12 protein-coding genes are annotated in these 14,341 nt (G+C 66.1%); 2 read left to right on the forward strand and 10 right to left on the reverse strand.

Features of this window, described 5'->3' with window-relative positions:
• Positions 1-116: 116 nt before the first annotated feature.
• From GS4_RS11615 to GS4_RS11625, 3 genes are read right to left on the reverse strand one after another with little or no spacing between them, the layout of a single operon-like run.
• Positions 117-1,346 carry a cytochrome P450 gene (locus tag GS4_RS11615; protein ID WP_007620719.1) on the reverse strand — a complete coding sequence of 410 codons (1,230 nt, stop codon included), beginning with the start codon at positions 1,344-1,346 and terminating at the stop codon, positions 117-119.
• Positions 1,343-1,570 (reverse strand): ferredoxin, encoded by a 228-nt coding sequence (locus tag GS4_RS11620; RefSeq protein ID WP_007620720.1) that lies wholly within the window; start codon positions 1,568-1,570, stop codon positions 1,343-1,345. The genes GS4_RS11615 and GS4_RS11620 overlap by 4 nt, the downstream gene beginning before the upstream one ends.
• Positions 1,571-1,582: 12 nt before the next feature.
• On the reverse strand, positions 1,583-2,452 hold the full coding sequence (locus GS4_RS11625) for an SDR family NAD(P)-dependent oxidoreductase (RefSeq protein WP_007620721.1): 870 nt from the start codon (positions 2,450-2,452) through the stop codon (positions 1,583-1,585).
• A 362-nt stretch (positions 2,453-2,814) separates the two neighbouring features.
• Here GS4_RS11625 and GS4_RS11635 point away from each other — a divergent pair, with 362 nt between their 5' ends.
• Entirely contained in the window at positions 2,815-3,471 is a 657-nt protein-coding gene (locus tag GS4_RS11635) for a TetR family transcriptional regulator (RefSeq protein WP_040510348.1), read from the forward strand.
• A gap of 71 nt (positions 3,472-3,542) precedes the next feature.
• Here the strand turns inward: GS4_RS11635 and GS4_RS11640 are convergent, their stop codons facing one another.
• Both GS4_RS11640 and GS4_RS11645 read right to left on the reverse strand, forming a co-directional pair.
• The gene (locus GS4_RS11640) at positions 3,543-5,039 is read right to left on the reverse strand and encodes an aldehyde dehydrogenase (RefSeq protein WP_007620727.1); all 1,497 of its coding nucleotides are present in this window, start codon (positions 5,037-5,039) and stop codon (positions 3,543-3,545) included.
• Positions 5,040-5,243: 204 nt separating this feature from the next.
• The gene (locus tag GS4_RS11645) at positions 5,244-6,635 is read right to left on the reverse strand and encodes an aldehyde dehydrogenase family protein (protein ID WP_007620731.1); all 1,392 of its coding nucleotides are present in this window, start codon (positions 6,633-6,635) and stop codon (positions 5,244-5,246) included.
• A 198-nt stretch (positions 6,636-6,833) separates the two neighbouring features.
• On the opposite strand from GS4_RS11645, the gene GS4_RS11650 reads away from it, so the two are divergent.
• The gene (locus GS4_RS11650) at positions 6,834-7,646 is read left to right on the forward strand and encodes an enoyl-CoA hydratase (RefSeq protein ID WP_007620732.1); all 813 of its coding nucleotides are present in this window, start codon (positions 6,834-6,836) and stop codon (positions 7,644-7,646) included.
• A 71-nt stretch (positions 7,647-7,717) separates the two neighbouring features.
• Here GS4_RS11650 and GS4_RS11655 read toward each other — a convergent pair whose 3' ends face one another.
• From GS4_RS11655 to GS4_RS11675, 5 genes are all read right to left on the reverse strand, one after another.
• The gene (locus GS4_RS11655; RefSeq protein ID WP_007620733.1) at positions 7,718-9,016 is read right to left on the reverse strand and encodes a TetR/AcrR family transcriptional regulator; all 1,299 of its coding nucleotides are present in this window, start codon (positions 9,014-9,016) and stop codon (positions 7,718-7,720) included.
• 43 nt (positions 9,017-9,059) lie between these two features.
• Positions 9,060-9,887 carry an alpha/beta fold hydrolase gene (locus GS4_RS11660; RefSeq protein ID WP_007620734.1) on the reverse strand — a complete coding sequence of 276 codons (828 nt, stop codon included), beginning with the start codon at positions 9,885-9,887 and terminating at the stop codon, positions 9,060-9,062.
• Between the two features lie 40 nt (positions 9,888-9,927).
• Entirely contained in the window at positions 9,928-12,114 is a 2,187-nt protein-coding gene (locus GS4_RS11665; protein WP_007620736.1) for a 3-hydroxyacyl-CoA dehydrogenase NAD-binding domain-containing protein, read from the reverse strand.
• Between the two features lie 52 nt (positions 12,115-12,166).
• A complete protein-coding gene (locus GS4_RS11670; protein ID WP_007620738.1) occupies positions 12,167-13,381 on the reverse strand; it encodes an acetyl-CoA C-acetyltransferase in 1,215 nt (404 codons plus the stop codon).
• A 123-nt stretch (positions 13,382-13,504) separates the two neighbouring features.
• Positions 13,505-14,149: a nitroreductase gene (locus GS4_RS11675; protein ID WP_245555639.1), complete on the reverse strand. Its 645-nt coding sequence runs from the start codon at positions 14,147-14,149 to the stop codon at positions 13,505-13,507.
• Between the last annotated feature and the right edge of the window lie 192 nt (positions 14,150-14,341).

Below are 14,341 nucleotides of genomic sequence, written 5' to 3' on the forward strand. Positions count from 1 at the left end.
TATAAGGTTTTGCCGGCAACGTCCGGCGAACTCGACGCCCCCGGCGGTCGCCCGCGCGCAACCCCTCGGTGAACGCGCGGGCGCCCCGTCGAACCGGACGTCCGGGAACCCGTCGATCAGGACTCGGGGGTGAACCTGATCGGCATCTTGACGCATCCGCGGACCTGACTCGCATGGAAGACTGGCGGATCGGACTCGACCAGGTCGTAGTCGGGGATCCGACGGTGGATCTCCTCGAGCGCGATGGTCAGCTCGATGCGGGCAAGGTGGGATCCGAGGCACCGGTGAGCTCCACCGCCGAACGAGAGGTGCCGGTTCGGTCGGCGGGTGACGTCCAGTTCGTCCGGATCGTCGAATTCGCCTGCGTCCCGATTGGCAGAACAGAGCATGAGAATCAGCTGCTCACCTTCGGCGATCGTCATCCCTCCCAGTTCGACCTCACGCGTGGCCCGTCGTCCCGGCACCACCGCGGCTTCGATCCGGAGGATCTCCTCGACCGCGCTGGGAATCATGTCCGGGTCGTCGATGATCTGCCGACGCTGCTCCGGGTTGTTCACCAGATGTACGATCGCCCACGCCAGCGACCCCTGCACCGTGTGCAGTCCCGCGATCAGGAGCAGGAAGAACATCCGGTTCAGCTCCTCGTCGGTGAGCAACCGGAGCCCGTCCTCGAGTTCCACCTCGGTGTGGATCAGCTGGGACGTCACGTCGTCGCCGGGTGTCGCCCTCCGTTCGTCGACCATCTTCTGGAAATAGCCGAGCATCTGCATGCCTGCGATCGCCCGCGCCTCGAGGGACTCCTCCTCCGTCCCACCCGGTTTGCCGAAGAGCACGACGTCGGTGGCGTCGGTGAACAGCGGAGCGTCCTCGATCGGCCAGTCCATCAGGGCCAGGAAGATCCGGGCCGGCAGCTCATGGGCGAACGCCGAGATGTACTCCGCCTCACCCTTTCCGGTGAAGCCGTCGAGCAGATCGTTGACCACCGATCGGATGCTCTCCGTGAGCTTCTTCATCCGTGCCGGCCCGAACAGTGGTTGCAGAGCCTTCCGATAGCCCGTGTGTTCCGGTGGATCGAGTTCGATCGGGATGAACTTGCCGAACGCCTCGTTGGTCACAAGGTTGTTGGGGTAGCTGGAGAACGTCTCGGGATCCCGCAGGACCTCGTGGATCTCCTGGTAGCGGGTCACGATCCAATGTCCGCCGTAGGCGGTCGAATAGACCACTGGCCCCTTGGCTGCCAGGTCGGCGGCCCGCTCCTGAAAGGTGTCGATGGGTGCCGCGATCTCCTGGTCGTACACGTCGAAGTCGACCGTGACGTCCTCGCGCGAACGTTCAGCTGTTGTCATGTCTGGTCCTTGTGGGCTGTGGGGATGGTCTGGACAGCGAGGGCACGTTCCGGGCACATGGAGACGGCCTCGTTCGCCGGACCGAGCTCATCGGAGCTGAGCGAGTGGTCCGGCACGATCGGGTCGCCCTGATCGTCGCAGTCGATCAGATCGGGGGCGGCGCCGTAGCACAGTCCGTGCCCCGCACAGGCGACCCGATCAACCGTCAGAACGGTTTCCGGCATCGAGGACATCGGTCAGGCGTTCGGGTTCTTCTGATCGAGGTCTTCCTCGAACCACATCCCGACCCGCGACAGCGTTCCGCCATCGGTCGAACCGATGGTCGCCCCGGTGATGTAACCCGAGTCGTCCGATGCCAGGAACAGGGCGACCTTGGCGTTGTCACCGAGTGATGGCGGCCGATTGAGCTTCAGCGGGATCGGCGAGACGAAGGGGTCCCACGGTCCCGAGACCTCTTCGTAGGACTGGCCCACCACCGGCGATCCGGCCGGCATGAGGAAGTTCGGCGACATACCGTGGGTGGGCGCGAGTGCGTTGACCCGGATTCCGTACGGCCCCAGGTCGAGACTCAGGCCGCGCACGAATCCGTTGACTCCCGCCTTGGTCGCGCTGTAGAGCGCGATGTCGTGGTAGGCGACGAGCGATGCGGCGGACGAGGTGGCGAGGATGGCGCCGCCGCCGTTGGCCTTCAACGCGGGCACCGCGGCCTGCGCGGTGTAGATCACGCCGCTGAGGTTCACGCCGAGAACGTTCTGCCAATCGTTCTCGGTGAGGTCCTCGAACAACACCGCCTCACCGCCGGCGACGGTGGGAACTCCTCCGCGAGAGACGATTCCCGCATTGGCCCACGCGATGTCCAGCTTTCCGAAATGCTCGACCGCCTGGTCGACGGCGGCGACGATCTGCGACTTCTGGGCCACGTCGGCGGTGAGCGCGATCGCTTCGCCACCCTGCTGCTCGACCAACTTGGCGGTCTGCTCCGCGCGATCGCCATCGATGTCGACCACGGCGATCTTCGCGCCCTCCGACGAGAACAACTGGGATGACTGCCGCCCCAATCCTGAACCTGCACCTGTGATCAGGGCGACCTTGCCTTCGAGCTTCATGCGATGGGACTCCTTGCTCTGGAGAGTGCACGGGTCTCGACGATCCGGACCGCCGCCGAACTAACACCCGTGCGTCGACTGCAGGTGACCCGCGTCCACTTGACCCGCAAGTGTGACGCCGACCACCTCGCAGGCAACGGTAAGACCTTTTACATGAGACGTCAAGTGATCTTTGTCAGCACCTCGGTGAACGCGCTGGCGGCTGCGGGACAGCAGATCTCGGCTCGACCGAGTGCGCCGGGGCAGGTGTGCTCCGATGTCGGCACAACTCGGCGTGCCGCGACAGGCCCGATAGCGATCGCCATGGACCAACGACCGCCGGAAAACTACGCTGACTAGGTACAGCGACGAGAGGTGTGATGATGGCCCGACCATCCAAGCCGTTGATCAGCCGCGCGGCGGCGGTCGCGGCATCGATCGACATCATCGATTCCGAGGGCCTGGATGCGTTCAGCCTGCCCAGGCTGGCAAAGCATCTGGGGGTACGCGCACCGTCGCTGTACCATCATTTCTCCGACAAGAACGAGATCCTCACAGAGGTGGCACGTTTCATCGCCGGCACGTCGGTCGCCCGACCGCGGCGCCGGCCCGGCCCGGACTGGCCGGAGTACTTCGTGTCCCTGGCGCTCAACTTCCGCCAGTCGATACTGCGCCATCGCAACGCGGCACCTGTGCTCTTGCAACATCTCCCGCGTGAGCTCTTCGTGGACACCTACGAGGACACCGCGCGTTTCCTGCTCGACTCAGGGGTCCCGGCCGAACTCCATGTCCGCATCCTCGACGGGATGGAGACACTGGCCATCGGGACCGTGCTGATGGAGGCCGTGCGTCCGCCGAGCACGAAGTCGACGATCTTCCCGAATGTGGACCGCGTGTCACAACCGCTGCTCGCGGAGGCGCTCACGAGCAATCCGCTCACCCAGAAACAACTCTTCGAGGAGATGGTCCGGAGCTTCCTCCACGGGATCATCCGTGATCACGACCTCGAAGATCAGAGCACGGCGACCGCCACGGCCTGAGGGAGGTTCGCGAGATCCGGCGGTGGCGCGAGGGGATCTCCCGCGCCACCGCCGGTCACGTCGCGTGGACTCTACTGCGCGGGTTGCGGGGCCGGGAAGTGCACGGTCTTGGTCTCGAAGAACTCCTCGAGACCTTCGGGACCGCCTTCGCGGCCGATACCCGACTGCTTGTACCCACCGAACGGGAGGGTGAAGTCCACGGTCGACGTGTTGACGTTCACCGTGCCCGTCCGGATTCGCTGCGCGATCTCGAACCCGTGCTCGGCGTCTGCGGTGAAGACCGCGCCCGAGAGTCCGTACATCGAGTCGTTCGCGATCGCCACCGCGTCGTCCTCGTCGTCATAGGTGATGATCGAGATGACCGGACCGAAGACCTCTTCCTGCGCGATGGTCATGTCGTTGCGGACGTTGTCGACGATGGTCGGTTGGACGAAGAAGCCCTGCTCGCCTGCTCGCTCACCGCCGTGAACGATCTCTGCGCCCTCGGCCCGAGCCGCTTCGATGTAACCCAGCACCCGATCCCGCTGGCGCGCAGAAGTCAGAGGTCCGAGGAAGTTGGTTTGTTCCCACGGATTACCCATCGGGATCATGTCCAGGGCAGCCTTGTACGCCGCGACGACCTCGTCATGTCGGTTGCGCGACACCAGGACCCGGGTGAGTGCGATGCAGGCCTGACCGGACTGCATGCAGCCGCCCATCGGCAACGCTTGCATCACCGTCGACAGGTCGGCGTCGTCGAGGATGATGGCCGCGGACTTGCCGCCGAGTTCCAGGGACACCTTGGCGACCCGTTCGCTCGCGAGGTTCATGATCCGCCGACCGGTGACCGTACTGCCGGTGAAGGTGATGTGGTCGACCTCCGGATCGGTCACCAGCGACTCGGAGACCTCGCGATCCGCCACCAGGACACTGACCACCCCCTCCGGAATCCGTCCTTCCGCGACGAGTTCTGCGACGACATCGGCGAACACCGACGGAGACAACGGAGCCTCCGGCGACGTCTTGAGAACCACCGAACAGCCTGCGGCGAGGGCCGGGATGACCTTGAAGGCGATCGTTCCGATCGGCCCGTTCCACGGGATGATCACGCCGACGACCCCACTGGGCTCCTTCAGGACTCGCGACACCCCACCGTCTGCACGCGACCGCTCGTCCACGAGCCTCGCCGCACGCGCCTCGGCTGCGACGGCGCGGAACAGTCCAACCGTCATCTGCTGCGTCATCGCGCTGACCGGCAAGGGGACCCCGACCTCGACGACACCGATCGTGGTCAGTTCCTCCGCGCGCGCCTCGAGACGATCGGCGATCGCGTCGATGACATCCGCCCTATCCGCGATCGGCGTACGGGCCCAGGTCCCTTCGTCGAACGAGGTCCGTGCCGCATGAACGGCCCTGGCCATGTCCTCGACGCTCGCCGCACGCACGTGCGCCACGGCCTCCTCGGACCATGAGTCCACGACCTCGATGCGGTCGTCACCGGTGGAGTCGACCCATCGACCCCCGATGAAGACCTGGTCCCGGTCGGCGATCGTGGCCGTCGGACCAGCGGCCTGTTCTGTCGTCGTCATCGCAGTGGTGCTCCTCGAACTAGTTGCGGAAGGTGGTGCCGGACAGGGCCAACCACTCACTGGCCGTCGCGCGCTGGAGCGCATCGACGCACCGACCCCTGTGAAGAGGGTCACAACAGCAGCGTAATAATCGAAAGGCATTAGGTCAACAGATGACAGTATCTGTCTCTCTGTCCGCAGCTGTCGAGTTCGCCGGACCGCTGGTCAGCCCATGAGTTTGCGCAACAGACGCTGCATCGAGGAACCGTACGGTGGATAGGTCATGGACAGATCCGGGCTGATCGGTTTGCGGAGCACCGCCTTGTGGTGCGTGAACGTGTCGAAACCATGCCTGCCGTGATAGCGACCCATCCCGGAATCCCCGACACCTCCGAACGGCAACTCGGGAACCAGGATCTGGTACATCGCCTGGTTGATGCCGACAGAGCCGGACGATGTGCCGTCCAGGATCAGCTTCTCCGTGGCGCCGGAGCCGGTGAAGGCATACAGCGACAACGGTTTCGGCCGGTCGTTGACGAATCGTACTGCCGCGGCCACGCTGGGCACGCTGACCAGCGGCAGGATCGGACCGAAGATCTCCTCAGTCATCAAAGGGGATTTGGGATGCGGGTCGGTAACCAGCGCGGGCGAGACGGTCAGCTTGTCGTCGTCGATGACCCCGCCGAACTGTTCGCCACCGTGGGTGTCGAGTAGGCGCCGGAGACGCTCGAGATGCCCACGGTTGACGATCCGCGTGCTGTCGTGTTGTGCGCGAGCGGGTAACTCCCGCAACAGCGCGGACACCAACGCGGGCCGCACCGACTCCTCGACCAACACATAGTCGGGCGAGATGCACGCCTGCCCACCGTTGATCGACTTGGCCCAGGCGATGCGTCGTGCAGCCACCTCGATGTCGGCGTCGGCCGCCACGATCACCGGGCTCTTGCCGCCGAGCTCGAGTGTCACCGGACTGAGATGCTTCGCGGCCGCCTCCATGACCAGTCGCCCCACCGTCGTCGAACCGGTGAAGAAGATGTGATCGAACGGGAGATCCAAGAGGGCAGCACTCGTCTCGACACCGCCGCACACGACCTGCACCGCCTCGCCGTCGACGTGCTGCGGCAACCGTCGCGCGATCAGATCCGCGGTGGTGCCGGAGATCTCCGAGGGCTTGACGACTGCGGTGTTACCGGCTGCGAGGGCGCTGACCAACGGCTGGATCGTGAGCAGCAGCGGAAAATTCCACGCACCGAGGATGGCGACCGTCCCTTTCGGCTCCGGCTGGGACCAGGCCTTGCCCGGCGCGGTGGCCGCGGTGATCGGGATACTCGTCGGCTTCACCCATTTGTGCAGGTCGGCCAGCGTATGCCTGATCTCGTGCCGCACCGGCCCGACATCTGCCATGAAGGTCGCCATCGAGCCGCGACCGAGATCGGCCGAGATCGCGTCCGCGATCTCGGACTCACAGTCGTCGACGAAACGCAGGAGGCCTTCCAATTGCGCGATGCGCCACGAGATCGGCTTGGTCCGACCCGTGGCGAACACCGCGCGGGCTCGCGCGAACTGGTCGGCGACACTCGTCTGCTGGAACACGGTGGAGGCATCGGTGACGCTCATCGTCTAACTCCCGTTCGGCTGTGACTACGGATCAATTCCGGGTGTACCGAGCACCGTGCGGCGCACGGGTCCGGACAGCGCGAGCATACATAGTGTTCAGACGTGACGTCAATCACTCTCAGGTCCTCCTCTGCGGCAGGAGTGAACAGTCCGTATGGATACCTTGTCTGGCGGACCGATCGCTCGTACGCTGATCGGGTGACCTCCTGGGAATCGTCGATCTCTGCTGAAGTGCTGGCCTGTCACCGGGTCGGGGGCCGTGTGACCCTCACACTCACGAGACCCGACCAACTGAACTCGTTCGACACAGCGCTGCAGGACGCGATGCGAGCAGCTGTGGACGGCGCGGCGGCAGACGACTCCGTGCGCTGCCTGGTGATCACCGGACGCGGGCGCGCGTTCTCCGCGGGCGCCGACCTCGGGATCGACCCCGACTCCGACGCCCGGCTGGCACCTCGTACCGAGCAGGAATTGCGAACTCGGTACAACCCGATCATCCGTTCCATCCGCGCGATGCCCAAACCCGTTGTCGCGGCGGTGAACGGACCGGCGATCGGGGTGGGGTGCGCGATCGCGATGGCGTGTGATCACGTGGTCGCCGCCCGCCGCGCCTCCTTCTCGCTGGCCTTCGCCAACGTCGGGTTGACGCTCGACGCCGGCGCGTCGCTGCTCCTCGGAGCTCGGGTGGGCTTCGGCAGGGCGTCGCGGATGGCGTTGCTGTCGGAGTCCGTCGATGCGTCGACGGCGCTCGAATGGGGGATGGTCGACGCCGTCGTCTCGGACGACGACCTCGATGCACACGTCGACGCCGTGGCCGAGAAGCTCGCGCTCGGCCCCACCCAGGCCTACGCCGCGACCAAACGCAGTCTCAACGCTGCACTACTCCCCCACCTCGATGCCGCCTTCGAGGTCGAGGTGCAAGGACAGACCGAACTGGTCGACAGTCCTGATTTCCGCGAGGGTGTGCGAGCGTTCACGGGCCGGCGGCGGCCGGTGTTCTACGGCCGCTGATCGACCGCGCTCGATCGACGGCGAACCGCGCCACGAGTCAGGCCCTCCGGGGAGTCAAGACCTTCGGGGCGTCAGCGTCGTCCGTACAGGGAGGCGTAAAGCAGTTGGGCGACCATGTCGATCACCGCATCGATGTCGTCCAGGTACTCCTCACCGGCGAGGGCACCTGCCACGGCACGTTCGATGGTCCAGAGCACCGTCGCCGCGAACTGAGGGGGCGGTGGCCCTCCGGGCGCCGTCCCGGCTGCGCGATCCGCGGTGATGATGGCCTCGAGGACCGACTCCATGGCGTTCATGGCGCCGAGGTACTCCGCGCGCAACTCGGGAAGCCGCGGCCAGACGTGTACAGCATTCCGGATCACCGGACCGGCGAACCCCTGCAGGTCGATCCACTGACGAACCTGTCCGGCGAATGCATCGGGGTCGATTCGCTCGATGGCCGCCAACCCGGACAGCCCGTTGACGATGCCGACGGCCGCGGCCCGGAACAGCGCGATGAACGCGTCTTCCTTGCTCCGGTAATAGAAGTAGAACGATGCCCGCGAGATCCCCGCGCGCTCCAGGATCTTTGCGACGCTCAGCGCGTCGAGGGCTTCGTCCACCAACAGTTCCCGCATCGCCTGCAGGATCGAACCGGCGGTCCCCGTCTCCGGCTCGGCCACGGCAACGCTCGACAGGGCATCCGCCACATCCGCCACGCCGACGCCCTCGACGGTCGGGACGCCGGTGTCGTCTCCCCTGCGACCGCCGTATGTCGCTGCCTCGGTGACCGCGCTCAGCGGCTCCACCACGTCGTCGATCGTCGGCAGCCTGGAGTCGAGACCGCGGGAGCTGACGTAGAAGACCCGCTCGGAACCGCCGACCAACATCGAGGCGACCATCGTCGCAGGAGGTCCGTCCGGCGCTCGCCCGGCATCGCGCTCGAACGAGATCTGTTCCGCGGTGGCATCGACGAACCGGGCGAACATCCGCTGCCACGCCGCAGCCACCGAGGGCTCGCTGTGCATGTGTTCGATGACGGCCTGGAACACGGGGCCGTGCTTCGACCACATGTCCAGGGTGTGCCCCAAGCTCACGCCCATCTGCTTCGCCCGCGAAGGCCCCGGGCTGGTAGCCCACGGGGGGTCGGACCCGTATGACTCGTCGAATGCACGGCCCACCAGCGCGACGAGAACGTCGTACTTGTTGGCGAAGTAGTGGTAGAAATTGGCTCGCGACAGCCCTGCGGCGCGCAGGATGTCGGCAACGGTGAGGTCCTGCAGCGGGATCTCACCGAGCAGGCGTTCGGTGGCATCGAGCACCGCGAGTTCGGCGGACGAGCTGCCGTCGAACTCGCGCGGGCGCTTCCGCGCGAACGATCCCCGAGTCATGCCAGCGACTTTACAGCATGTCCGGACATAGCGTCTGAACTGTTCACGTGTCGCGGCTGTGCGGCTGCTCGACAACGATCGCCGACATGAGCGCCTCGTCGAAACCATCGGGACACTCGAGCATCGGGTAGTGCCCGGCGTCGAGTTCGATCAGCCTGCTGCCCAACCGGTCTCGCACCCATCGCGCCCCCCGCACCGACAACGCCGGGTCCGACGTCCCGATGATCTGGGTGACGGGCGATCTGATGTCAGTCAGCAGGTCGACCTGTTCGGTGCACATCAGCGTCCGCATGGCGGCCCGGCCGGCCCAACTGGGGGTCTGCAACGAGATCCGGTGCAGCCAATCGAGCACGTGACGATCGGGCGTGCCCTTGAAAGGATCGCCGACTGCGCTGCGCCGCAAAGAGATCCGGTCGGCGTGCTCGGCCTCGAGGATCGCCGTCAACGGCCCGTCGGCCGGTACGCCGAACGGGAAGTCGGTCGTCCGTGAGGCCGCGACACCGTTCGAGGCCACCATCACCAACGCCTCCACCAGGTCGGGTCGGTCGTGGGCGAGACGTAATCCGACCATCCCCCCGAGCGACCACCCCACCACCGTTGCCCTGTCGATGCCGAAACCGCGGAGCACGTCGACGGTGTCGTCGACCAGGTGCTCGATCTCGTACCCCCGCAACGGCGCCTGGGAGCCGCCGTGCCCACGCATGTCCATCGCGACAGCGTGGAATCCGGCCTCCGCTACGACACGCAGTTGCCGGTCCCACACCTCCGAGCTGAGGCTCCAGCCGTGGATGAACAACACTGCGGGGCCTTCGCCGAGATGGCGGACGTTCAGCGCGATGCCGTCCCTGGTGGAGATCTGCCGGATCGTCATGGTCTGGCACCGCATCCCGGAGCGCGGCGGTCACCGACGATCATGCCGACACCGTGGAACCCTCGGCCACGGTCCCACCCTGTGCGGCGAGGTCGCGGAGGAGAGGCGGCGGGGCGAATCGAGGTCCGTGATCGGCAGCCAGTCGGTCGGCGCGCGCGACGAATCCGGCCACCCCACCCTCGTAGCCGTCGATGTACTGCAGGACGCCGCCGGTCCAGCCGGGATATCCGATCCCGAGAAGCGAACCCACATTTGCGTCGGCAACCGACTCGAGCACCCCTTCCTCGAGGCATCGCGCCGATTCGACGGCTTCGACGAAGAGCAGTCGCTCCTTGAGTTCGAGCAGCCGCGGAATCGGCTCCACCACCGGGAACGCGGTCGAGAGCTCGGACCAGAGACCACCGCGCCGGCCATCGGTGTAGTCGTAGAACCCCGCGCCGGCCAGCCGGCCTGCCCGGCCGAACTCGGTGAGCATCCTGTCGATCACCGTCTCGGCCGGGTGCGGGTTCCATTCACCACCCTCGGCGATCGCTGCGTCCCGCGACGCGTCACGGACGCGGCGGAGCAACTCGACGTTCAGTTCATCGGCCAGTTGCAGGGCGGGAGCGGGGTAGCCCGCCTGCAGGGTGGCCTGTTCGATCGTCGGTGCGGGTACGCCCTCGCCCAACATGGCCAGGGCCTCGTTGACGAACGTCCCGATGACGCGGCTGGTGAAGAACCCGCGACTGTCGTTCACCACGATCGGCGTCTTGGAGATCTGGCGCGCCAGGTCGAGAGCCCGGGAGACCGCGTCGGCCGAGGTCGCACCACCCTTGATGATCTCGAGCAGCGGCATCTTGTCGACCGGGCTGAAGAAGTGCAGGCCGATGAAATCAGCGGGCACGGCAACGTCTTCGGCGAGACCGGTGATGGGCAGTGTCGAGGTGTTGGACCCAACCAGCGCCCCCGGGGCGAGCACCGGGACGGCCTCGGCGAGGACTCGCGCCTTCAGACCCGGATCCTCGAACACCGCCTCGATGAGGAGGTCCGCGCCGGCGGCATCCGCGATGTCTGCGGTCGGGTGGATGCGCGCCAGGATCTCCGCGCCGTCGGACTCCGACAGCTCTCCCCGGTCGATCCGCTTGCCGACGAGCTTGCGCGAGTAGCCTTTACCTCGCTCAGCAGCTTTCGTGTCAACGTCCTTCAACACGACGTCGATGCCGGAGATCGCACACTGATAGGCGATTCCTGCGCCCATCATCCCGGCGCCGAGAACCACCGCCTTGGATGCCGTCCACGGTGTCCTCGACGCGTCTCGTCCGCGGAGTCCGTTGACGGTCTGAGTGTCGAAGAACCGCGACTGGATCATGTTCTTCGACACCTGGCCGACGGCCAGATCGACGAAATAGCGGGTCTCGATCTCGAGCGCACGGTCGAAATCGACCTGCGCGCCTTCCACCGCGGCCTTCAGGATGTTCTGCGGCGCCGGGTAGTTCGCTCCCTTGAGATCGGCGCGCAGGCGGGCAGGAAGGATCGGCAAGAGCGGGTTGAGCGCTTGCGAACGGTCACCCGGGGCCCCACCGGGGATGCCGACGGCCGGGCTGCGATCCCACGGCTGGGTCGCGGTGGGATTCGCCCGGATCCAGGCGATCGCTGCGGGCACCAGATCCTCTGGCGCGGTGACCAGTTCGTCCACCAGGCCGAGGTCGTGCGCCGCAGCAGCAGTCAGGGGACGACCGGACAGCAGTAGGGACGAGAGCGCTTCCTGGACCCCCAGCAGCCGCACGGTCCGGACGACACCACCGGCACCCGGCAGCAGGCCCAGGGTGACCTCCGGTAGACCCAAGCGGACATCCGGGGTGTCGACCACGATCCGATGGTGGGTGGCGAGTGCCAGTTCGAGACCGCCGCCGAGTGCGGCACCGTTGATCGCTGCCACCACTGGCACCGGGAGTTGCTCCAGTCTCCGGAGCAGGGTGCGGTTGCGCACGACGAACTCGGTGAACGAGTCGATCCGCGATCGGTCCGCACCGCGGAGATCGTTCAGGTCTCCGCCGGCGAAGAACGTGCGCTTGCCGGACGCGAGGATCACGCCGGAGATCCCGTGCCCGTCACCGATCTCGTCGAGAGCCTCGGCCAGGGAATCGACGAAGCGGTGATTCATGGTGTTGACGCGTTGGTCCGGGTCGTCGATGGTCAGCGTGACGATGCCGTCCTCGGCGGTGCGGCGGATGATGCTGGTGCTCATCAGGTGTGTGTTCCTCTCGGATGACGGAAGGACGGGTCGGGGGTCGGCAGACTCACAGTGCTTCGACGACGGTGGCGATCCCCATCCCGCCACCGACACAGAGGGTGATCAGTCCGTAGCGCCCGCCGGTGCGATGCAGTTCATCGAGGACCGTGGACACGAGCATCGCCCCGGTTGCCCCGAGTGGGTGCCCCATCGCGATCGCGCCACCGTTGACGTTGACCTTCTCCATGTCGACCCCGAGATCGTCGACGAAATGCAGGACCACGGATGCGAACGCCTCGTTGATCTCGACGAGGTCGATGTCGCCGACACCGAGTCCGGCCTTCTCCAGCGCCTTGCGCGAGGCGGGAGCCGGTGCGGTCAGCATGATGGTCGGGTTGTCACCGGACACCGCCGTCGACACGATCCGCCCCTTGGGGGTCAATCCCAGCTCCGCACCGATCGCCTCACTGCCGATCGCCACCAGCGATGCGCCGTCGACGATGCCCGAACTGTTACCGGCGTGATGGACGTGGTCGATCTTCTCGACGGATGTGAACTCCTGCAGCGCAACGGCATCGAAGCCGGCAGAACCGAGCTTCGCGAATGACGGACGAAGACCGGCGAGCGTCGCGGTCGTGGTCTCGGCCCGGATCGTCTCGTGATGATCCAGCACGACGGCGCCGTTCAGATCGCGTACCGGCACCACCGAACCGTCGAATCGGCCGTCGGCCTCGGCTTTGGCCGCCAGCTCGTGCGATCGGACCGCGAAGGTGTCGACGTCGTCGCGAGAGTATCCGTCGATGGTGGCGATCAGATCGGCCCCGATTCCCTGTGGCACGAACCCGGTCGACAGGTTCGTCGCCGGATCGTCCATCCACGCAGCACCGTCCGAGCTCATCGGAACCCGGGACATGGACTCCACGCCTCCCGCCAGCACGAGATCCTCGAAGCCGGAACGCACCTTCTGCGCCGCCAAGTTGACCGCCTCGAGGCCGGATGCGCAGAAGCGGTTGACCTGCACTCCGGCAACGGTCTCGGGCAGACCTGCTGCCAACGCGGCCGTTCGGGCGATGTCGCCTCCCTGCTCCCCGACCGGGGACACCACCCCGAGCACCAGGTCGTCGATGCGATCCGGATCGAGACCCGGATTGCGCTCCTGAATGCTCGCCAGCAGACCTGTGACGAGATCGATCGGTTTGATCGTGTGCAACGCACCCGATGGCTTCCCCTTGCCGCGCGGGGTCCTAATCGCGTCGTACACGAGCGCTTGGGTATTCGACATCACGAGCTCCTCGATACGGACCGGCGACGTGGGTGCCGTCGGTCGACTTCCGGAACGTACATCATGACCATACAGAGTGTCTATGTTGCGCGGCAACGCGATCGGCGTTCGCCACGCGACACCTCACGCGTGGAAGGTCGCGACCTCCTCGGTCGATCGGCGACTGGTCCGATAACCGTTCACCGGACTCGTGATGTCGGGGTAGCCGAAAGAGACACCGATCAGGACATGGCGCTTCTGGTCGAGCCCCAGATGCTCCCGGATGACGGGCGCCTGAGTTGCCAACGCAGCCTGCGGGATCGTCGCGATCCCGAGCGAGTGCGCCGCGAGGACGAAGCTCTGGACGAAGAGACCGCAGTCGACTGCGCCGTATGCGCCGAGGGCCGGCTCGGTGGTGACGATCGCGACATGCGGGGCATCGAAGAAGTCGAAGTTGCGCAACATCTGCCGAGCCGACCCGGCCCGGTCGGACTTCTCGATTCCCAGGCTCTCGTACAGCTGGAAACCACTCTCCCGCCGCCGGTCCCGATAGACACCCTCGTACGACGTCGGAAACTCGATGTCAGGGTTCTGCCCAGGTCCATCCGCGATCGCCGCGCGCAATGCAGCACGCAGGTCGTCGGTGGCCCGCCCTTCGGTGATGTCGACATGCCACGGTTGGGTGTTGCACCACGACGGGGTCTTCCGCGCGGCCTCGAGGATCTTGGCGATCTCGGTCCTCGGAACCGGACGCGAGGAGAACGCACGGCAACTCCACCTCGTCGACATCAGGCCGTCGACGACTCGATAGGCATCTCCTGCTCCGTCGGCCACGACGCCGTCGATGGTGTCGCCTCCGGTCAGGTCGGGCGAATACTGCTGCGTCATCCACATCCTCATCTCGTTGGCTGCCGAGGTGTCGACCCGCACGGACATCCCGTGTCGGACATGCGACCATACAGTGAGTGTAGACAACGTGTT

Origin of the sequence: Gordonia soli NBRC 108243, assembly GCF_000334455.1 — a bacterium.
Taxonomy (GTDB): Bacteria; Actinomycetota; Actinomycetes; order Mycobacteriales; family Mycobacteriaceae; genus Gordonia; species Gordonia soli.